The sequence below is a fragment of the Corynebacterium hiratae genome, assembly GCF_009708045.1.
Classification (GTDB): Bacteria; Actinomycetota; Actinomycetes; order Mycobacteriales; family Mycobacteriaceae; genus Corynebacterium; species Corynebacterium hiratae.
Genome location: NZ_VIOG01000008.1, coordinates 111,869 through 132,836, shown reverse-complemented (window position 1 = coordinate 132,836; position 20,968 = coordinate 111,869). Strand labels below are relative to the sequence as shown.

Genomic DNA, 20,968 nt, shown 5'->3' with positions numbered 1-20,968 from the left:
CGACTGGGTAGAATCCCAGCCGGCTAACAGCCATGCCAGAAAACAACACGTCCAAACAACCCCGGTTGAAAAATCAACCCCGGCTAATCCACCCGCGAGGTTGACAAACTATATAGGAACACCCCCCTTGCCTCCCCACGCGATGAAGGTCTAAACTCAAGGCGAAAGGTTCCGCCCCACCGAAAGAGCCCCTGAAGGCTTTCCGGCTTACGCCGGTAGGTGGGGCGGTCGCTTATTTTCGGACCGGACCACTCCAATAATAGGTCTTTCCCGCCGAAAACATATTGAATTGATCCCAATTGTGCCGCCGCGAAAGTGCTTGAACGTACTGTCCCTTGCCTCGTTCCATTTTCTGAAACCATGACCAAGAAAAGTAGTCAGCAATCTGACCGTTCAAATCCTGTTTTACTGGATGAAAGAGCACACGAAACTTTAGCTGTAAACCTTTCAACAGAGGCTTTATCCTCTTTTCAAACGCCGATCTTTCCTTGCCAGTAAGAACAGAGTCGAAAATTAAGATTACTTCGCCTACCTCTGAGTCTCCCCACACCGCATTAATCCACTTCCCCATTGCACCAGCAAAAAGCCCTAAAAGCTGCGGTGGAGACTGGTAAGTCGGATGCGTCATTCGCTTATCCACCCAAATCGTGTGGACACGGCACCGATCGAGCTCATTAATTCGGTCTATTACCCGCTTTCGCGTTCCTTTCGAATTCTCTGTTGCATGAAACTCAAGGTCTTCGCTCCCTGCTGCCATAAGTTCATACTTCAGCGCTTGCAGTCTCATCGCAGTGCCTGCTGGATCGAAAGTGCAAAATGCTGTGATTAGGAAGTGCGTGGAGGCTTTTGCACCAAACTGCATATCCCCCGACTCATCGAGAAAAACATACAAAGTTCTTTCTCTCTTCACGTCTTCCATCTCTCTTCCCCAGCCCCGTACGCAGCTATTGCTAATAGCCTACAACGCTGATTGGAGCAATTAGACAGCGCGGGCAGGGCCTCGCCTTGGCGAGAACCCTGCCCGATTGCAGTGCGTGGGGTCTACTCCACCACGGAGTTGGCCCCCACCGCGTGGCCGAAGAGGTCCGGCAGGGTTGCTGCCCAAGCCTCGCGCAGCTCAGAAACGGCGACGGACTCGCCGCCGAGTTCCAGTTCACCGTTGTCGGTGGTCTGGCCCACGACGACGGCCGGCACACCGCACTCCTCAGCGCGCTGCAGCAGCATGTCGACGCGGTCCGCGGTCGTTGCCACGAGCACGCGGGAGGCGGACTCGGAGAAGGCAGCCACGAAGGCATCCTCATGGACCTTGGACAGGTCCAGGCTCAAGCCCACGCCGCTGCGCTTGGCCATCTCGAATGCGGTGACGGCAAGGCCACCCTCGGAGATGTCGTGTGCAGCGGTCAAGCCTTCGTTGCCCACGAAGAAGTCCGCGAGGCGCTGCTCGTTGGCCAGGTCCACCTGCGGCGGCAGACCATTCAAACCATTCTCCGACTCATTTCCTTGCTCACGAGCACTGACCTGCTGCCAGATGGAGCCACCGAACTCATCCTTGGTCTCACCCAGCAATACGAGTACCTCCGGCTCCTCCACGAGACCAAGCTCGTTGCCGATGGACTTGTGGACGTCGTCGATAACACCCAGGACGCCCACGACGGGCGTCGGCAAGATCGGCTCCTCGCCGGTCTGGTTGTAGAAGGAGACGTTGCCGCCGGAGACCGGGATGCCGAGTTCCACGGCGCCGTCGGCAAGCCCATGCACGGACTCGCGGAACTGCCACATCACGTCCGGGTTTTCCGGGGAGCCGTAGTTGAGGCAGTTGGTAATGGCCACCGGGCGGGCACCGGTGACAGCGACGTTGCGGTAGGCCTCCGCCAGCGCCAGGCGGGTGCCCATGTTCGGGTCCAGCTTGGTGTAGCGACCAGAGGCATCGGCCGATACCGCGATACCGCGGCCGGTCTCCTCGTCGATGCGCAGCACACCGGCGTTCGCGTGGTGGGACTGCACGGTGTTGCCGCGCACGTAGCGGTCATACTGCTCGGTGATGAAATCACGCGAGCACAGCGCCGGGGAGGCCACGAGCTTTTTCAGCGCCACAGTGAGGTCCTGCTTCTCGACGCCCCGGAACTCCTGCAGCGCATCCTGCCACTCCGGGCGGGCATAGGGGCGGTCGTAGACCGGGGCCTCGTCCGCGATGGTGCCGGCCGGGGCGTCCACGACGACCTCGCCCTGGTGGCGGATAATGAGGTGCTTGCCGGTGGTAACCTCACCGATCTCAGCGCAGGTGACATCCCAATGCGCGCAGATCTCCTTGAACTTCTCCACGTTCTCCGGGGTCACCACAGCACACATGCGCTCCTGGGACTCGGAGGCGAGAATCTCTGCGGCGGTCATATCCTTTGCGCGCAGCGGGACGTTGTCCAGGTTGATCTCCATGCCACCATCGCCGGCGGCGGCCAGCTCGGAGGTGGCGCAGGCCAGGCCCGCACCGCCCAAGTCCTGGATGCCCACGACGATGCCGGACTTGTACAGCTCCAGGCAGCACTCGATGAGAACCTTCTCCGCGAACGGGTCACCCACCTGCACGGCCGGCAGCTTGCGCTCGGCGCCGTCCTCGAAGGTGTCAGAAGCCAGCACGGACACGCCACCGATGCCATCGAGGCCGGTGCGCGAACCGAAGAGCATGACCTTGTTGCCAGTACCGGAGGCAAAGGCCAGCTTGAGGTCCTCGACCTTCAGCGTGCCCACGCACAGCGCGTTGACCAGCGGGTTACCGGCATAGGACTCATCAAAAACAGTTTCGCCGCCAATGTTGGGCAGGCCCAAGCAGTTGCCGTAGTGCGAAATACCGCCGACAACACCGGGCAAAACGCGCTTGGTGTCGGGGGCATCAGCCGGGCCGAAGCGCAGCTGGTCCATCACGGCAATCGGGCGAGCACCCATGGCCATGATGTCGCGGACGATGCCGCCCACGCCGGTGGCCGCACCCTGGTGCGGCTCCACGTAGGAGGGGTGGTTGTGGCTTTCCACGCGGAAGGTCACCGCGTTGCCGTCTCCGATGTCCACCACGCCGGCGTTCTCACCGATGCCGGCGAGGATCTTGGAGCCCATCTCCTCGGTCATGGTCTCGCCGAAGTAGCGCAGGTGCGTCTTGGAGGACTTATAAGAACAGTGCTCCGACCACATCACCGAGTACATGGTCAGCTCGGCGTCGGTGGGGCGGCGGCCCAGAATCTCGCGGATGTGCGCGTACTCGTCATCCTTCAGGCCCAACTCGCGGTAGGGCTGCTCCAGCTCGGGCTGCGCGGCCGCCTGCTCGACGGTGTCGTTGTGTACGGTCATTGTTTCTCCTTATAACCGTCGGCGCGGGTTAAGCGACGACCTTGAGGGCGGACACAAACAAACCCAGACCGTCGGTGGACGGGCCGGTGAGTAGATCGATGGCATGCTCCGGGTGCGGCATCAGCCCCACCACGTTGCCGGCCTCGTTGGTGATACCGGCGATGTCGTTGATGGAGCCATTGAAGTTATCCGTGTAGCGGAAGACCACGCGGCCTTCGCCTTCGAGGCGCTCCACGGTCTCCGCATCCGCCTGGAAGCGGCCCTCGCCGTGCTTAGCCGGAATCAGGATCCGCTGGCCCTGCTCAAACTCGCTAGTCCAGGAGGTCTGCGCGTTCGCCACCTCGAGGTAGGTATCCACGCAGTGGAAGTGCAGCCCCTGGTTGCGGGTCAAGGCGCCGGGCAGCAGGCCGGCCTCCGTCAGAATCTGGAAGCCGTTGCAGATGCCGAGCACCGGCATGCCCTTATTCGCTGCTTCCACCACCGCGCGCATGACCGGGGCCAGCGCAGAGATGGCGCCGGAGCGCAGGTAGTCACCGTAGGAAAAGCCACCGGGAACAACGACGGCGTCCACTCCTCGCAGGTCCTCATCCGCATGCCACAGGGACACGACGTCGGCGCCGGCGGTGCGGGCGGCGCGGGCCGCGTCGACGTCGTCAAGCGTGCCGGGGAAGGTAATAACGCCGATCTTCATTACTGGATAACCTCGTAGTCCTCGATCACGGTGTTCGCCAGAAGGGTGGACGCAACCTTCTCGAGTTCCTCGGCGCTGACCGAATCATCGACTTCAATTTCAAAGCGCTTGCCCTGGCGCACGTCGCTGACACCAGCAACCCCCAGGCGGCCCAGCGCGCGGACGACGGCCTGACCTTGCGGGTCCAAAATCTCGGCCTTGGGCATGACATTGACAACTACACGAGCCATGAAAATTCTGCCTTACTGTGCGTGAGTATAGGTGCCCCGCCAGTCTATCCCGCCAGCGGGAAAGATTCGGAATCTTTGGGGGTGGTGAATTCAAACCAAACGACTGAAGAATTCTTGGGGAATCCCGGCTTAACCCCCAGCTCGCGCGTTGTCCTCCGGTATCCCGTGGCGGCGAAGGCAGGTAGAACCAGATGCGTTGTCATTTTCTCGCTGATTAAAGGAACCTCTCATGCGCCTCACACGCATCGGCTCTCTCGCCATCGCTGCATTAGTGTCCACCTGCGTCGTTGTCCCCCCAGGCCGGCGCCGCGGTGGATGGCTCCACTGCCGTCATCTCGGAGGTCTATGGTGGCGGCGGCAACAAGGGTGCCGCTTTTACCCATGACTTCATCGAGCTCTACAACCCGACGGATAGCGCCATTGACCTCTCCGGCTGGTCCGTCGAATATTTTTCCTCCTCCGGCAACTCGGGCGGCAAGCACGACCTATCCGGTTCCATCCCGGCCGGGGGATACTTCCTCATCCAGGAAGGTGGCGGCGGCGAAGGCGATCCGCTGCCCACCCCGGATGGTGAGGGCACGCTGTCTATGTCCGGCTCCAAGGGCTCGGTGAAGCTTTACGACGCCTCCGGGGCCGAGGTGGACCTCGTGGGGTACGGGGCGGCGTCGCTCAGCGAGGGCTCCCCCACCAAAGCCTTGAACAACTCCACCTCCGCCCAGCGCGACGCCAACGGCACCGATACCGACGACAACTCCGCGGACTTCTCTGCGGCTGCGCCAACCCCGAAGTCGGGCGGCAGCGCAGCCCCGCAACCGGACCCCACCCCGACCGAGCCAGGCGCGACCGTCACCATCCCAGAGATCCAGGGCACCGGCGCGGAGTCCCCGCTCAAGGGCCAAAACGTCACCACGCAGGGCGTTGTCACCGCGGTGTGGAAGGGCGAGAAGTCCCTCAACGGCTTCACCATCCAGACCCCGGGCACGGGCCAGACTTCGCCGACCGAGGCCTCCGAGGCGGTCTTCGTCTACTCCGGCGGCACCGGCTTCTACCCGGCCATCGGGGATTCTGTGGAGGTCACCGGCACCGTTGATGAGTACTACGGGCAGACCCAGATTGCCTTGAGCACTGGCTCCACGCTTGACGACGCCCTCTCCCCCGTCACCCCACTGGCCATCGATGCCCTGCCGGAAGGCGATGCGGCGCGAGAGAAGCTCGAGTCCATGCTGCTCAAGCCTGGCGTACACACCGTGACTGACAACTATGGTCTCAACCGCTTCGGCGAGCTCGGCTTGGCCCCGGGGACCGAGGCTCTGCGTCAGCCCACCGACATCGTCTCCCCGGGCACCCAAGAGCAAAAGGACATGGAGGCTGCTAACGCGGCGAAGTACGTCATTTTGGACGACGGCTCCACGCGCGACTTCTCCCGTGATGGCGCCTCGACGAAGCTGCCCTACATCATGCAGAACGGCTCGGAGGTCAAGACCATCCGCACCACCAACCAGGTGGAGTTCGCAGACTCCGGCGTGATCCTGGGCTACGGCCACAACCAGTGGCGCTTCCAGCCCACCGCGATGATCACCGGTGACTCTGCCGTCGCGGACCTGCCGATTACGTGGGACCCGGCCCGTCCAGAGGCCCCGCAGGTGGACGGCGATTACACCGTCGCGGCGTTTAACGTGCTGAACTTCTTCATCAACTTGGGCGAAGACAATGGCGCGAAGGCGTACAAGGACCGCTTTGGCAACGGCGTGGGCTCCGATAGTGGGACCTTCCGCGGTGCGTGGTCCGAGTCCGCGTTCAATGACCAGAAGGGCAAGATCCTCACCGCGCTGGAGGGCCTTGATGCCGATGTCATTGGCCTATCTGAGATTGAGAACGCCGCGAATACCGTGGGTGGCTCCTACGATGATGCCGTGAAATACCTCGTGGGTGAGCTCAACTCCCGCGCGGGTTCTGAGAAGTGGGATTACGTCAAGGCCCCGGCGAACGCGTCAGCAGATACGGACGTTATCCGCACCGCAATCATCTACAAGAAGGACCGCGTTAAGCCGGTGGGTGAGGCCACCTTGCTTGAGGACGCCCGCTTCAAGGGCACCGCCCGCACCCCGCTCGCCGCGGAGTTCAAACCGGTTGCTGACAAGTGTGCTCCTGAGGGCCCTGATTCCTTCGTGGTGGTGACCAACCATTTCAAGTCCAAGGGATCGGTGGCCAATGGCGACGCCGATACTGGCGACGGCCAGGGCAACAACCCAAACGTGCGCAATGCCCACGCCCAGGCCGTCCTCGATGGGCTGGCCAAGCAGCCGCAGTGGCAGGAAAAGGCCACCTTCGTCATGGGCGACTTGAACGCCTACTCCAAGGAAGATGCCATCTCCGTCTTCCGCAACGCCGGCTACACCATCCCGGTGGAAGAGCTCAATGCGCAAAAGGACTGGCAGAACGTGGCCTCCTACCAGTTCTCCGGGCGTCTCGGCTCCCTGGACCACATCCTGGCCAACGAACACGTCGACGCTCAGGCAGCCCAAACGTGGAACATCAACTCTGACGAGCCCATCGCCATGGAGTACTCCCGCCGCAACTACACCGGCGGCGATGTCTTTGAGGCCGATAACCCCTACCGCTCTTCCGACCACGACCCAGTCAAGGTGGGCTTCAACCTCGCCACGGTCTCCCGTTCCGCAGACGAGCTCGACGGCTGCGGCCCTGCTGAGGATCCGGATCCAGCTGAAGACCCGGATCAGGCCGACGAGCCTCGCGGCATCAAGTCCGTCACCATCAACGAAAAGGGCCACCTCATCATCACCTACACCGACGGCACCACTAAAGACGCCGGCAAGGTCTCGGCGCCGACGGCCATGACGGCACCGACGGTAAAGATGGCGACAAAGGTGACAAGGGCGCCGATGGCAAGGACGGCCAAGACGGCGCCGACGGCCAGGACGGCCGCGGTATTAAGTCCGTGACCACCAACGACAAGGGCGAAGTCGTCGTTACCTACACCGACGGCACCTCCGAAATCCTCGGTACCCTCGCCGGCTCGAAGGGCGACCAGGGCGCACCGGGTCGCGACGGCTTCGATGGTGCACCGGGGCGCGACGGCACCGACGGTCAGAACGGAAAAGATGGCAAGGACGGCCGCGGCATTAAGTCCGTGACCACCGACGCCGACGGCAACCTCGTCATCAACTACACCGACGGCACCACCGAGACCGTCAAGACCGGCGATAAGCCGGTAGCCCCGGCTGGTTCTTCTGTCAGCGAGCGCTGCTTGCCGACGGTCCTCGGCCTCGCCATCCCCGCCACCCTCGCCATCCCGCTGGCCTTCCTCGGAAATGCCAGCGCACTGTTCAACATCCCGGGCCTTGAGCCAGTACGGAAGCAGATCGAGTCGCTGACTCATAACATCACGCGTGGCATCCCCCGCGAGGCTCAGTACGCTGCTGGTGGCATCGGCTTGCTCGCTGCCCTCGGCATCATCGCCGCAGCCTGTGCCCCAACCGAGTCTGAGTAAAACTCCCTACTGAGCGATACTGTTCGGCCTCGTTAAGCCCCTCATCTGAGGGGCTTTTCTTATGCCAGTTCCTCCCCTACCCACAGCCGCCGTTCCCCCAACCAATTCCTTTCCCTGCCCTTAGTCGGCGTTAACCCCGCCTGTGATCCATAATCTCTCCACTACCCGTGACGCACCCCTTCTAAGTAGGAATTTTGTTCCTCCGGTTGCGGGGTCGGGAGTGCTGGTTTAATCTTCGTGCCCATGGGGGATATCGAAACCTACCTCCGCCTTCGCAACTCGGGGATTGCGCTGGTGGAGCATATACCTAGCACACCCGACGAGCTCCGCACGCTCGGCGCCGACCCAGCCGATGCTGCCGAGCTTGCCGGTCTGCACCAGGTGTACTTTGGCCCCACCCGCTTTACCGGCAAACAACGCAAAGCCCGCGCGTCCGCACTCAAACAACGCCACAGCCTGAGCACCCTCACACTCATCGAAACCTATGTTTCGAAGGTCAAGAAGACCTTGGATGCCTGGAACCTGAGAGTCAGACTTACCGCCACCCCTGCACACCGCATCCGCCAGGTCGCCACCGCGCGGCTTAAAGAACTCACACGTAAAAGAACCGCCAAACCAGGCGTGCGCATCACCTACAGATCCGAAGGGCCCAACACCCTCTCGATAACTGACGATGCCACCACGATTGCCAACATGCGCGCAGTCCTAGAATCCACCAACACCGACCTGCTTCAAGCCGCCAACGACGTCTTCTTCAACCAAGAAACAAGCGGTTCCAAACCCGCGGTGCGCACCCAAGTCATCGTCACCCTGAATGAGTTGGACCAGATCATCAACGGTGACGGGGACGAGATCGAACTCAACCTCACCAACGGCGGGCGCATGACAGGGACAGAATTCCTCACCCACAAGTTTGCCGAAATAGGCTACGCCACCATCGTGCATCCTATTGAAGGACCCATTAACACCTGGCGGCTCGAGCGCGGGGCAAACTTCAACCAACGCCTTACCCTGCACGCCGAATTCCACACCTGTTCAAGACCTGGGTGTAATAAACCAGCTGATTACTGCCAAATCCATCACCTCATCCCTTGGCAGGCAGGCGGCTACACCAACATCAAGAACCTGACGTTTTTGTGCGCCTACCACAACGGCATCAACGACGATGACCCTTTAAAACCCACCGGGCGCGGCTACATGTACCGCCTCAACACCGGAGTCAGCTTCATCCCACCGTGGGGTACCCCGATAACCGCGATGCCGGAATACCAAGAAGCAGTCGCCAGACTCAACGCCGAACAAGCAGGACAACCACCAGAGGAACCACCCGACAGCAGCTAACACCCAGCCACGAAACACAAAAAGCGCCGGTATCCTGCAACAACACCAAGCACCCGTCAATCGAAAGATGGTTGGCGGGGATATCGGCGATCCTTAACCACGCTTCCCTCACCGCCGGATACAACAGGGGCAGCCACGGCAGGCTCCTTAAGCCCTTAAAGAGCGAAGCCCGCCAACCCGATGGTGGTTGGCCGGCACATCGGCGATCCTGGGAGGCTCGCCTCCCTAGCTATACAGGTCAGCGGACACTGGAGATAAGCGGCTGCCTTGACGGGCCGTGGGGATTCGGGCGGGCACGGCTAGCGCGGTGCAAAGACGGAATAGTCAGCGGGCCTAGCGCCCGCTTCGGCAGCGCGCTCGGCTGCTTTGCGGAAGTCCGCAATCACCTTCTGGTCATCGAGGTTGCGACCGGAAATCGACAGACGCACGGTGTTGCCGCGCTGCGCGGAACGCTCTGCGGCGCGAATGATGTTGCGGCGCCACCACTTGGCCGAACCAAAGCCCTCACCGAATGACAAGTTGCGGGCCTGGTGGAGCTCGCCGGTGCGCAGGTCGTGGATGCCGCGGGTGGAGGCCGCAATGTCGAAGTCGAATTCGGGAAGAACCTCCAAAGTTCCCTCCGACATGCGCCAGCGCGGGGGTGCGAAGATAGTCGGCGCAAAGCCGATCTTGGCCATCTGCCGCGTCGCCCCCTTGAGACGCAGACGCGCCTCGTGCGCATCCAGGTTCGCGAATTCCGCGCGGCGGCCCTGCACTGCTTGATCAAAGCCGTTGAGGATGAGCACTCGGCCGGCCTCCGCTTGTTCGCGCAACCACGATCGCGTCGACTCATCCTTAGCTAGATGCCAATTGCCGTCGATGTGCGGCGCCACGAGCAGAGACACCGGGATATCCGCTTTATCGAACTTCTCCAGCAGGTCAGCGGCCTGCCTTCGGGTGTCGTCGAAGATACTGGAAATCGAAACCAGAAGGTGGCCATGCATAAGAAAAATTATCGCACAGCCACCGCCCCGGCGCGCGCGAGGGGGGTGCCGCACTCCCCCACATGGGCGGCTTAGGACTCCGTGTGGTTAATTAGCCACACAGCGCAAGCGGAGCCTAAGACTCAACTCCCGTGGCCTGGTTAATCAGCCACGCGTACTCGAATGCCGACTGCCGCCACTTGGCGTAGCGTCCGGACACACCACCATGGCCGGCAGCCATCTCGGTTTTGAGGAGGAACTCGCCGCCGGTGGCGACGTCGCGAAGCTTGGCTACCCACTTCGCCGGCTCCACGTAGAGCACGCGGGTGTCATTGAGCGAGGTCAGCGCCAGAATATTCGGATACTTCTGCGGGGCGATGTTTTCATACGGCGCGTAGGAGGCCATGTAGTCGTAGACCTCAGGGTCGTGGTACGGGTCGCCCCATTCTTCCCACTCCACCACCGTGAGCGGCAGCTCCGGCATGAGAATCGAGGTCAGTGGGTCCACGAAGGGCACGTTGGCTTCGATGGCCTTGAACCTATCCGGTGCCATGTTCGCCACCGCGCCCATGAGCAGGCCACCGGCGGAACCACCTTCCGCCACCAGCTGCGAAGGCGTGGTCACCCGGCGCGCGATGAGGTCATCAGCCACCGCGATGAAGTCCGTGAACGTGTTCTTCTTGGCCAGCATCTTGCCGTCGTCGTACCAGTTACGGCCCATCTCACCACCGCCGCGCACGTGCGCCATGGCAAAAATCATGCCGCGGTCCATAAGAGACAGACGGAAAACCGAGAAATACGGGTCCATATTCGCCTCATAGGAGCCGTAGCCATACAGCAACGTCGGGTTCGGCTGCGTGCGGTCCAGATCCGCGCGGTGCACGATGGACACCGGCACCTCCGTCCCGTCCGGAGCCTTAGACCACACGCGGTAGGCCACGTACTCGTCCTTGTCGTAGCCGCCCGGAACTTCCTGCTCCTTGAGCAGCGTGTACTCGCCGGTGGCCACGCGGTAATCAAAGAGCTGTGCGGGCTGAATGAAGGAGGTATAGCTCACGCGCAGCACCGGCGCATCCCACTCCGGGTTGCCGGCCACGCCAACGGTGTAGAGCTCCTCGTTGAAGTGGAGCTCGCTTAACGACGTCCACCCCTCCCGCACGTCCATCACCGCCGCACGACCGATGCCGCCGCGGCGATAGCCCACGACGATCTGGTCGCGGTAACAATCCACGCCCTCGATGCGCACGGTGTCATCATGCGGCATGAGCACGGTCAGGTCACGCAAAGAAGGCAGCTCATCAGCAACCGCGCAATACCCCAAGGCAAAGTTGGGACCCGTGGCGTTGTGGGTGACGACCCAATAGTCAGTGCCGCCCACCACGGCATGGTCGACGTCGTAGTCCACGCCGGTCTCGCGCTCCCACAGGCAGCGGAACTCACCCTCTGGGGTGGACTGCTCAAGTACCCACGCCTCATTCGTCGTCTTCGAACCGGAGACAATCATGATGTACTTCTCGCTGCGAGTCGTGCCCACGCCAATGCCGAAGCGCGAATCCTCCTCGCGCATGACCACGACGTCCTCCGACTGCGGGGTGCCCACGCGGTGGCGCCACACGGTGTCCGGCCGCCATGCGTCATCCACGGTGGTGTAGAAGATGAATTCCTCCCCAACCCATGTCGCACCGTAGAAGATGCCTTCCAGGCGGTCCTCCAACAGCTCGCCCGTGCGCAAGTCCTTGATGAAAAGCTCAAAGCGCTCATCGCCGGCCACGTCGACCGAATAGGCAAGCAAGTCGCCGGAATCGCTCACCGAGGACGCGCCCAGGGCGAAGAAGTCGTGGCCTTCGGCGAGCGCGTTGACGTCGAGAAGCACCTGCTCCCCGTCGGGAGCGCCTTCCTCCGGGATGGTCGGCGGGGTCCACGGATCGGAACCTTCCGACACCGGAATGCGGCAGCTGTAACCGTACTCCTTGCCCTCCTCGGTGCGGCCGTAGTACCAGTACTTGCCGCGGCGCTGGGGCACGGACATGTCCGTCTGCTTGATGCGGGACTTGACCTCGGAAAAGATGTTCTCCGTCAGGGTGTCCAGATGTGCGGTGCGCTCCTTGGTGTAGGCGTTTTCGGCCTCTAGGTACTCGCGGGTTTCCGGCGCCTCCTTCGCGCGCAGCCACTCGTAGTTATCAACGAAGCTGCGGCCATGAAACTCACGCGTCACCGGGCGCTTAGCAGCAATCGGGGCGTTCATTCAGCCTCCTTAAAAAGTGGTTCCGGACAGGCGTTCAAAGGCCTCAACATAACGCGCGCGGGTGGCCTGGACAACGTCGTCTGGCAGGCGCGGCGGCGTGGACTCCTTGTCCCAGCCGGAGTTGGTGAGCCAATCGCGTACGTACTGCTTATCAAAGGAAGGCTGGACCTTGCCTTCCTCATACGTATCGGCCGGCCAGTAGCGCGAGGAGTCCGGGGTGAGGACCTCATCGGCCAAGACCAAGGTGCCGTGCTTATCGACGCCAAACTCGAACTTCGTATCCGCCAAAATAATGCCCTTCTCCTCCGCCAACGCGGCGGCTTCGGCGTAGATGCGCAGGGTGGCCTCGCGCAGCTCCTCGGCGCGCTCGCGGCCGAGCTTGTCCACGACAACGTCGAAGGAGACGTTCTCATCGTGGTCGCCCTGCTCGGCCTTGGTGGCCGGGGTGAAGATGGGCTCGGGCAGGCGGGAAGCTTCGGTCAGCCCCTCGGGCAGCTCGACGCCGCACACGCTGCCGGATGCCTGGTATTCCTTCAGGCCGGAGCCGGTGAGATAGCCGCGGGCGACGCACTCGAAGGGCAGCATGTCGAGCTTCTGCACCACCATGGCGCGGCCGAGTACCTCTTCGGGAATACGCTCATCGTCGAGCGGGCCGGCGAGGTGGTTAGGGAAATCAATGACGTCGAAGAAGAACTTCGAGGTCGCTGTGAGCACGCGGCCCTTGTCCGGAATGGCGGGCTCAAGGGCGTGGTCATAGGCGGAAATGCGGTCGGAGACCACCATGAGCAGGGTGTTGTCGTCGATTTCGTAGATATCGCGCACCTTGCCGGAGGCGATGTGGGTATAGGAAGAAAGTTCTGGACGCATGACATACATCCTAGACCCGTCTAGACTGCTTCAAGATACGTCCCAAGCTTGAGGAGTTAAGCCCGTGCGCTCTCGCGTGACCTCTCTTTTGACCACCGCCGCGCTAGTATGCGGCGCCCTCAGTGTGCCGGCGGCGCAGGCCGCCGATGTCTCGGCGCGCGAATCTGCCCACGGCCAGTGGCTGTGTTCCATATCGGCGTCGGAGTCAGACCGCGCGCTGGCCCGCGACGTTCGGGCCGGGTACATTGCCACGATCAAGGCGACCTCGGAGCAGATTCAAGCGCAGTTCCCGAAGCTTGATTTCTCCGCGTACACCTCGCGCGACATCAGCAAGGCACCGGGTTATGCAGCGACGGTGGCCGCGCTGAGCAAGGTCGGCTACACGGGCGCGGATATGCTCATCATCATGGTCGGTGCGTCTGCGCCGGAAGAGCTCGTCGCAGACGAGTCGGTGTTGCTACCGGAGGACGCCGAGTACTCCATCAATGCAGCGGCGGCCCGGGCCGAGAAGGGCCCGGCTCCCCTGCTGTCGACGGGCAGCGACTTCAGCTCCACGCTGCGCGCCGCCTTGGCGGAGAACCAGGCGCAGGAAAAGGAAGCCGTCGACGCCTTCAACGCCGCCCAATCGCAGTCCTTCGCGGAGTGTGTAGAGGAGCTGCGCGGGCGCGGCGCTCAGGAGGGCATCCAGCCGGTGCCCGAGCTGCCCATCCCGGGGCAGACGACACAGCAGCAAACCTCGTCCACGGGAGCGGCGGTCCTCGGCGTCATGACGGTGCTCACCGTGCTGGTGATCGGCGGCTACCTCGCCTCCAACGGCGCCTCCTTCGGCGGCTTTGAGCTGCCGGTTCTGCGCCTCCCCGGGATGGCCTAATGGCTGAGAGCGACGCCGAGCTAACCGTCATTACCGGTGAGGAAGGCGCACTTGTTATCGGCCCCGAATCCGAGCTGAAACGGCTTTCCGACCAGGCAGAGCTCTCTCCCGTCACTCCCCAGATCCTCCGCCGTGCGAGCCAGGTGCTCACAGGTATCGAGGACTACCAGAAGGAATCTGGACGGTGGCTCAAGCTCGATGCTGAGTCCGCTGCGTACCTCAAGCGCCTGGGCATCAAGCCGGGGGATATCCGCGCCGGTGTAATCCGCACCAAGGATGTTGGCCGCGGCGTTGCTTCGCACAACGGTGGAAGCCTGCTGAAGCACCTGCAGTTTGAGAAGGCCGGCCTGCTCACGCCGGCGGCTCCGATGGTGCTGGCGTCGATGATGCAGCAGGCGGGCGTCGAGAAGCAGATGGAGCAGATGCAGGCTTACCTGGAGCATATCGACGCCAAGCTCGATGAGGTGCTGCGCTTCCAGAAGGATTCGCTGGCTGGTGAGATTGATGGCGTCGCGGAGATGCTGACGGAGGCCGCCCTCGTCCTCGAGGACACCGCTGAGGTGACCGATACGCAGTGGGCAACCATCGCCCACCTCACTGCGGATCTGGCTAAGCTGCAAGGCCAGGTACTGCGACACCTGCGGGCCGTGGCGGAGACGATGGCGAGGTCAAAGACTTCGCCCGGGAAGGTGCGCGCGACCTTCCAGAAGACTAACGACGACGCAGGCTCGTGGTTCTACGAGCTTGCCCGAACCGTGCAGCTGCAGAACCAGATGTATGTGCTTCAGCTCAGCCGCGCCAATGCCGTGGAGGGCGAGGTGGCCAAAGACTACGCCGCGGCCGTTGCTCGGGCGCGGCAGAGGCGCGCCGCTCGTTTGCTGGAAGACCTCACCAGCATCGCCCACATTGCCCACGAGCTGGGCAGCTTCTCGACGCTGCGCAAAGCCATCGACTGGAACTCTCCCCGCGCCGTAGCGGAGGTCAACCACTTCTTTGCCCAACTGCGTGACTTCGCCGACGCTGCCAACCTTGCCGTCGAAGGAACCGAGGGCTTAGAGCCCGTCCGGCGCATCGATGCCTTCCGCGAGCTGAAAGCCTCCGGCACCAACATGGCCCGCGAGCTGAAAGCCTCCGGCACCAACATGGCCCGCGAAGCCGCTGGTGTTGCGCAGCAACGCACCTTAGAAGCCCGCGAAACCGTAGCCAACCGCGCCCGGCAAGCCTGGGGTACAACCCGCAGCGCCATCGAGTCCGCAACGAAGGGCGCAGACAAAGCGCTGGATAAAGCAGAACGTGACTAGATGGTCGTTTCGATCAAATAAGGGCCAGAAAATTCGATCTGGGCAACCTTATTTGATCGAAACGTACATGGATCGGGCCAGCGAGGTACGTTTTCGTAAATAGCGCCCCGAAAACTCGCGTTTGAGAGGGATTGTCTGCGAAAACGTACCACGCCCGGTCGCCCCAGATCACTGGATGCCCCTGGCAGCGTGGGCTAGAGGATCTCGCCCGGGGTGTAGGCCGCGGCCTTCGGATGCTGGTCAACAATCGCCTTGATGCGGCCCAGAATCTGGCTCACCTGCGATTCGGCGGCGCCGATGAAGGCGTGCTTGTCCGACAGCGCGGCCTCGAGAGCGGCGGCATCGAGCGGCAGGCGCTCGTCGGCAGCCAGGCGCTCAATGAGGTCCTGCTCCCCACCATTCTCACGCATGTTGAGCGCCACGGCGACGGCATTTTCCTTGATGACCTCGTGCGCAGTCTCACGGCCCACGCCCGCGCGCACCGCCGCCATGAGGATGCGGGTGGTGGCGAGGAACGGCAGGTAGCGCTCCAGCTCGCGGTCAATCATGGCCGGGAAAGCTCCGAACTCGTCGAGCACCGTGAGGAAGGTTTCAAACATGCCGTCGATAGCGAAGAAGGCGTCGGGCAGCGCCACGCGGCGCACCACCGAACAGAACACGTCACCCTCGTTCCACTGCTGGCCGGACAGGTCCGCCACCATCGTCAGGTAGCCGCGCAGGATGACCTGGAAGCCACCGACGCGCTCGCAAGAGCGGGCATTCATCTTGTGCGGCATCGCGGAGGAACCAACCTGGCCCTCCTTGAAGCCTTCAGTCACGGTTTCGTTGCCGGCCATGAGGCGAATGGTCGTTGCCAGCGAGGAAGGCCCAGCACCGAGCTCCACCAGCGCGGACACAGCATCAAAGTCGAGGGAGCGCGGGTAGACCTGGCCCACCGAGTTGAAGACTCGGGAGAATCCCAGGTGATCCGCAATGCGGGTCTCCAACGCGGCGAGCTTGTCTTCGGATCCGCCCATAAGGTCGAGCATGTCCTGCGAGGTGCCCATCGGGCCCTTGATGCCGCGCAGCGGATAGCGGCTCAGCAGCGATTCCACGCGCTCGATGCCGAGCAACAGCTCGTCGGCAGCGGAGGCGAAACGCTTGCCCAGGGTCGTGGCCTGGGCAGCGACGTTGTGGGAACGACCCGCCATGACCAGCGTCTGATACTGCGCCGCGCGCTCACCAATGCGCGAGACCACCGCGATGGCCTTATCGCGGGTTAGCTCCAAAGAACGCAGAATCTGCAGCTGCTCCACGTTCTCCGTCAGGTCACGCGAGGTCATGCCCTTGTGGATGTGCTCGCAGCCGGCTAGGGCGTTGAACTCCTCGATGCGCGCCTTGACGTCGTGGCGCGTAACGCGCTCACGCTCCGCGATGGAGGCGAGGTTGACGTTCTCAACCTGCGCCTCGTAAGCGGCGATAGCCGAGGCAGGGATGTCGACGCCAAGATCCTTCTGCGCCTTCATCACCGCGATCCACAGCTGGCGCTCCAGGATGATCTTGTGTTCCGGAGACCAGATTTCAGCCATCTCTGGGGAGGCGTATCGAGCGGACAGGACGTTGGAAATGTTCTTCTTTTCAGCCACGTCGCTCATTATTCCACGCCGCACCCCAAAGGAGGCATTATCAGGGGATTAGATGCTAATCTGACCCTTCTCCGCCGGCAGTGCAATGTCCGTGCGGAAGAAGCTGCCCTCCAGCTCGATGCCGCCGAGAACCTCGTAGGCGGCCGCGCGGGCATCAGCGAGGGTGGCACCACGGCCGAGAACGTTGAGGACGCGACCACCGTTGGAGACGTAGCCGCCCTCCCCCGTGGTGGTACCGGCGTGCAGAACCCGGGTGGGATCATCAAGATCCGGCGAGGCAATCGGATCGCCCTTGCGCGGCGAAGCCGGGTAGCCCTCGGCGGCCAGCACCACGGTGACGGCATAGCCGTCTTCCCACTCCAGCGGCGCCAGCTCCGCTAGCTGTCCGGTAGCGGTGGCATTCAGGACCTCTCCGAGTGGAGACTTCAGCAAAGCGAGCACCGCCTGCGTTTCCGGGTCACCGAAGCGGGCATTGAATTCCACCACGGCTGGGCCTTCCTTGCCCCACGCCAGGCCGGCGTACAGCAAGCCAGAGTACGGGGTGCCGCGCTTGACCATTTCCTTAGCCACGGGGACGCAGACTTCGTCGACGATGCGCTGGACGCCGTCGGCAGGCAGCCACGGCAGCGGGGTGTAGGCGCCCATGCCGCCGGTGTTGGGGCCCTCATCGTTGTCGTAGGCGCGCTTGTGGTCCTGCGCTGGGAGCAGCGGGACGACGGTCTCGCCGTCCACCAAGCAGAACAGGGAGACCTCCGGGCCGTCGAGGAAGGACTCGAGCAGCACTGGGTTACCCACGGCGTGGACCGCATCAACGTGCGCGCGGGCCGCGTCGCGGGACTCGGTCACCACGACGCCCTTGCCGCCGGCCAAGCCGTCGTCCTTAACCACGAAGTGCGGGCCGAAACGATCGAGGGCGGCCTCGATGTCCTCATCGCTGGTGCCGGGGGCGAGCTGCTCCGCGCGGGCGGTGCGCACGCCGGCTGCCGCCATCACGTCCTTAGCAAAGGCCTTGGAACCTTCGATCTGTGCCGCGCTTGCCGACGGCCCGAAGACCGCAATGCCGCGCTCGCGCAGTGCATCCGCCACGCCTTTCACCAGCGGCACCTCCGGTCCAATGACGACGAGGTCCGCTGCGATGTCCACTGCCAGCTCCGTCATACGTGCAGGATCGTCCACCTGGGAATACTCCGGGTGGACGGTGGCCTGCATCTTATGCGCCGGGGAACCGGGGGCAATGTGCAGATCGGTAACAGAAGGGTCAGCTTTCAGGCCGGTGAGCAGGGCGTGTTCGCGGCCGCCCGAGCCAATAACGAGAATGCGCATGCCGTCTATCTTAACTGGCGGTAGCCTAGGGGCCATGTCTTCCGTATTTACAAAGATCATCGAGGGCGAGCTGCCTGCTCGCTTTGTGTACCGCGACGAGAAGTGCGTGGCGTTTTTGTCCATCGAGCCGCTGCGTTATGGCCACACCTTGGTGGTGCCGGTCGAGGAGGTCGATAAGTGGACTGACCTCGATTCAGAAACCTGGGCACACCTCAACGAGATCGCCCTGGAGATCGGTGGCGCCATCAAGACGGCCTTCGACACCCCGCGTACGGGCTACATCATCGCTGGTTTCGACGTTCCCCATACCCACATCCACCTCTTCCCCACCGAGAAGATGGAAGACTACGACTTCGCCAAGGCCTTCGCTGCCGACGCCACCGACCCCGCCGCCATGGACGAGGCCGCCGCGCGTATCCGCCAGCACCTCGGCACGGACGAGGATGGCCGCCGCGACAGCTAAGAGCTGACTGCTACCTTTCGGCAGCTAGGCACTAGCTGCCGCCTTGGGCAGGCAGATAGTGAAGACCGCTCCGCTGCCCAGCTCCGAATCCACGGAGATTGAACCGCCGTGCTGCTCGACGAGTGATTTCACGATGGCCAAGCCCAAACCCGAGCCACCCGTATCGCGGGTGCGCGAGGTGTCTGCACGGTAGAAGCGCTCGAAAATATGGGCCGCGTCTTCGGGGGAGATGCCCTTGCCGTCATCGGCGACGTCGATAAGCACGTGCTCCTCGTCGTCGCGCAAGGTCAGCGTCACCGACGCCTCCTCGCCGCCGTGGCGAATACCGTTGGACACCAAGTTAAGCAATACCTGGTGTAGGCGGTCCGGGTCTCCGTTGACCATCGGAATCCCGGAGGCCTCGTTGTTGACGTTGATGGTGCGGCCCGCAAAAGCCGCCCGCGCCGAGGAACCCACTGACAGCACAAGTTCCAGCATGTCTACCTCGCGCATGTCGAGGCGCGAGCCCTCCGCGCGCGTCAGGGCCAGCAGATCCTCCACGAGCAACGACATCCGCTTAGACTCGGCATCGATCTTGCTGAAGACAAACTCCGCGTCCTGGGTAGCCCCCGAGCGGTACAGCTCCGTGTAGCCGCGCAGGCTGGTCAGCGGCGTGCGCAGCTCGTGGGAGGCATCGCCGACGAAGCGGCGCATTTGCTGTTCTTTTTCCTGCGCATCGACGACGGAATTCTGCAGCTGCCCCAGCATGACGTTGAGCGCTGCGGCAAGCTGCCCCACTTCAGTGTGCAACGGCCACTCCGGCACGCGCTTGTCCAGGTTGCCCGCCGCGATCTGGGAAGCCGTTTTCTCGACCACGCGCAGCGGCCGCAGCGCCCGGTGGATCAGCCACATGCCCACCACCGCGATGATCAGCATGACCAAGGCCGCGATGATCACCTGGACAATCGCCAACCCTTTCAGGATGGAGTTTTCCGTCGTCATGTCTTTGGCGACGACCACCACGGAACCATCCCGTTGGAGTTTGGCCACGGCCCGCCATTCGGTTTCGCCCTGAATCGAGCGCACGGTGGTGGGTTCCCCGCCGACGATCACGTTGCGTGCATCGGGCAACGCCGCGATCGGCCGCGTAGACACCACGGAGCCATCGGGATAGTACGCCAGCGCCACATAGTCCGTCGGGGGTCGGCGGCTTCCGTCCTGCGGCATATAAAAGGACTCGTCGAGGTTGCTGGCCCAGGAGCTGTGGGCGTCGTTAAGCTCGGTGTCCACTCGGGTGTAGAGCACGTTGCGCATGATCGACGACACCGCCAGGGAGGACATGGCCAGGCCAAGCCCCGATACCAGCACCATGAGGACGAGTAGCCACGTGCGCAGGGGCAACGCTTTGGGGCGCTGCATACGCCGGCGCGGGGCTTTATCCCGCACCAGCGTCACCCCGGATTGTGGGGCCTGAATATTCGCGGTGGGTTCGCTCATAGTGGATGAGCCTACGAGCGCGGCATGCGCAGCACGTAACCGACACCGCGGACGGTGTGAATAAGCGGGGTATCGCCGGTATCAATTTTGCGGCGTAGGTAGGAGATATAAGACTCAACCACGTTGCCGTCACCACCAAAGTCGTAGTGCCAGACATTATCCAGAATCTTGGACTTGGACAGCACCACCTCGCGGTTCTGCATGAGGTAGCGCAGCAGGTTGAACTCGGTGGGCGAAAGCTCCACGATCTCCCCCGCCTTGGTGACCTCGTGGGTGTCATCGTTGAGGGTGAGGTCGGCATAGGTCATGGTGGCGTCGCCGTCCTGGTCATCCACCGCGTTACCGCGGCGCAGAATCACGCGCAGGCGGGTGATGACCTCTTCCAGGCTGAAGGGCTTGGTGACGTAATCATCCGCGCCAATGGTCAGGCCGTGGATGCGCTGGTCCACGCTGTCCTTGGCGGTCAGGTAGAGCACGGGGCCGTCGAGGCCCTCTGCGCGTAGCTTGCCCAGCAGCTCAAAGCCGTCCATGCCCGGCATCATGACGTCCATGATGTAAGCGTCTGGATTGATCTCACGCGCGATGCGCAGGGCCTCGTTGCCGGAGTTGGCGCTGTGTACGTCGAAACCTTGAAACTTTAAGGAGACGGTGAGCAACTCAACGATATTGGGCTCGTCATCGACGACAAGTACCTTGACGTCCTTCGAATCATCCATGGTCCCG

At 62.7% G+C, this 20,968-nt stretch carries 17 protein-coding genes; 6 read left to right on the top strand and 11 right to left on the bottom strand.

The window, feature by feature from the left end:
- Window positions 1-232: 232 nt before the first annotated feature.
- From FME68_RS08575 to purS, 4 genes are all read right to left on the bottom strand, one after another.
- Complete coding sequence (locus tag FME68_RS08575) at window positions 233-919, bottom strand: DUF3800 domain-containing protein (protein WP_070821324.1); 687 nt, start codon at window positions 917-919, stop codon at window positions 233-235.
- Window positions 920-1,041: 122 nt separating this feature from the next.
- Window positions 1,042-3,339 carry a phosphoribosylformylglycinamidine synthase subunit PurL gene (gene purL, locus FME68_RS08570; RefSeq protein ID WP_158397222.1) on the bottom strand — a complete coding sequence of 766 codons (2,298 nt, stop codon included), beginning with the start codon at window positions 3,337-3,339 and terminating at the stop codon, window positions 1,042-1,044.
- Between the two features lie 28 nt (window positions 3,340-3,367).
- Window positions 3,368-4,030 (bottom strand): phosphoribosylformylglycinamidine synthase subunit PurQ, encoded by a 663-nt coding sequence (gene purQ / locus FME68_RS08565; protein WP_049154757.1) that lies wholly within the window; start codon window positions 4,028-4,030, stop codon window positions 3,368-3,370.
- Window positions 4,030-4,260 carry a phosphoribosylformylglycinamidine synthase subunit PurS gene (gene purS / locus FME68_RS08560; protein ID WP_039676532.1) on the bottom strand — a complete coding sequence of 77 codons (231 nt, stop codon included), beginning with the start codon at window positions 4,258-4,260 and terminating at the stop codon, window positions 4,030-4,032. Before purS ends, purQ begins: the two co-directional genes overlap by 1 nt.
- A gap of 287 nt (window positions 4,261-4,547) precedes the next feature.
- Here purS and FME68_RS08555 point away from each other — a divergent pair, with 287 nt between their 5' ends.
- From FME68_RS08555 to FME68_RS08545, 3 genes are all read left to right on the top strand, one after another.
- Window positions 4,548-7,223 carry an ExeM/NucH family extracellular endonuclease gene (locus FME68_RS08555; RefSeq protein WP_230308943.1) on the top strand — a complete coding sequence of 892 codons (2,676 nt, stop codon included), beginning with the start codon at window positions 4,548-4,550 and terminating at the stop codon, window positions 7,221-7,223.
- Window positions 7,220-7,771 (top strand): collagen-like protein, encoded by a 552-nt coding sequence (locus FME68_RS13280; RefSeq protein ID WP_230308942.1) that lies wholly within the window; start codon window positions 7,220-7,222, stop codon window positions 7,769-7,771. Before FME68_RS08555 ends, FME68_RS13280 begins: the two co-directional genes overlap by 4 nt.
- 243 nt (window positions 7,772-8,014) lie before the next feature.
- On the top strand, window positions 8,015-9,112 hold the full coding sequence (locus FME68_RS08545) for an HNH endonuclease signature motif containing protein (protein WP_158397220.1): 1,098 nt from the start codon (window positions 8,015-8,017) through the stop codon (window positions 9,110-9,112).
- 299 nt (window positions 9,113-9,411) lie between these two features.
- Here the strand turns inward: FME68_RS08545 and FME68_RS08540 are convergent, their stop codons facing one another.
- The 3 genes from FME68_RS08540 to FME68_RS08530 form a co-directional block, all read right to left on the bottom strand.
- Complete coding sequence (locus FME68_RS08540; protein WP_144013917.1) at window positions 9,412-10,095, bottom strand: DUF2334 domain-containing protein; 684 nt, start codon at window positions 10,093-10,095, stop codon at window positions 9,412-9,414.
- Window positions 10,096-10,210: 115 nt separating this feature from the next.
- A complete protein-coding gene (locus tag FME68_RS08535; RefSeq protein ID WP_158397218.1) occupies window positions 10,211-12,319 on the bottom strand; it encodes a S9 family peptidase in 2,109 nt (702 codons plus the stop codon).
- Window positions 12,320-12,328: 9 nt separating this feature from the next.
- Window positions 12,329-13,186 (bottom strand): phosphoribosylaminoimidazolesuccinocarboxamide synthase, encoded by an 858-nt coding sequence (locus tag FME68_RS08530; RefSeq protein WP_158397216.1) that lies wholly within the window; start codon window positions 13,184-13,186, stop codon window positions 12,329-12,331.
- Window positions 13,187-13,250: 64 nt separating this feature from the next.
- Between FME68_RS08530 and FME68_RS08525 the strand changes: the two genes are divergently transcribed.
- Both FME68_RS08525 and FME68_RS08520 read left to right on the top strand, forming a co-directional pair.
- Window positions 13,251-14,057, top strand: coding sequence for a serine/threonine protein kinase (locus FME68_RS08525; protein WP_328287788.1), 807 nt, complete (start codon window positions 13,251-13,253; stop codon window positions 14,055-14,057).
- Window positions 14,057-15,358 carry a hypothetical protein gene (locus tag FME68_RS08520; RefSeq protein WP_158397214.1) on the top strand — a complete coding sequence of 434 codons (1,302 nt, stop codon included), beginning with the start codon at window positions 14,057-14,059 and terminating at the stop codon, window positions 15,356-15,358. Before FME68_RS08525 ends, FME68_RS08520 begins: the two co-directional genes overlap by 1 nt.
- 194 nt (window positions 15,359-15,552) lie before the next feature.
- Here FME68_RS08520 and purB read toward each other — a convergent pair whose 3' ends face one another.
- Window positions 15,553-16,992 (bottom strand): adenylosuccinate lyase, encoded by a 1,440-nt coding sequence (gene purB / locus FME68_RS08515; RefSeq protein ID WP_158397212.1) that lies wholly within the window; start codon window positions 16,990-16,992, stop codon window positions 15,553-15,555.
- A gap of 39 nt (window positions 16,993-17,031) precedes the next feature.
- Window positions 17,032-18,306 carry a phosphoribosylamine--glycine ligase gene (gene purD, locus FME68_RS08510; protein WP_070511050.1) on the bottom strand — a complete coding sequence of 425 codons (1,275 nt, stop codon included), beginning with the start codon at window positions 18,304-18,306 and terminating at the stop codon, window positions 17,032-17,034.
- Between the two features lie 34 nt (window positions 18,307-18,340).
- Here purD and FME68_RS08505 point away from each other — a divergent pair, with 34 nt between their 5' ends.
- On the top strand, window positions 18,341-18,769 hold the full coding sequence (locus FME68_RS08505; RefSeq protein WP_046649286.1) for an HIT family protein: 429 nt from the start codon (window positions 18,341-18,343) through the stop codon (window positions 18,767-18,769).
- Between the two features lie 24 nt (window positions 18,770-18,793).
- Here FME68_RS08505 and FME68_RS08500 read toward each other — a convergent pair whose 3' ends face one another.
- Together FME68_RS08500 and FME68_RS08495 are read right to left on the bottom strand one after the other, a co-directional pair.
- Window positions 18,794-20,245 (bottom strand): sensor histidine kinase, encoded by a 1,452-nt coding sequence (locus tag FME68_RS08500; RefSeq protein ID WP_158397209.1) that lies wholly within the window; start codon window positions 20,243-20,245, stop codon window positions 18,794-18,796.
- 11 nt (window positions 20,246-20,256) lie between these two features.
- Window positions 20,257-20,961: a response regulator transcription factor gene (locus FME68_RS08495; protein ID WP_046649284.1), complete on the bottom strand. Its 705-nt coding sequence runs from the start codon at window positions 20,959-20,961 to the stop codon at window positions 20,257-20,259.
- Window positions 20,962-20,968: the final 7 nt, after the last annotated feature.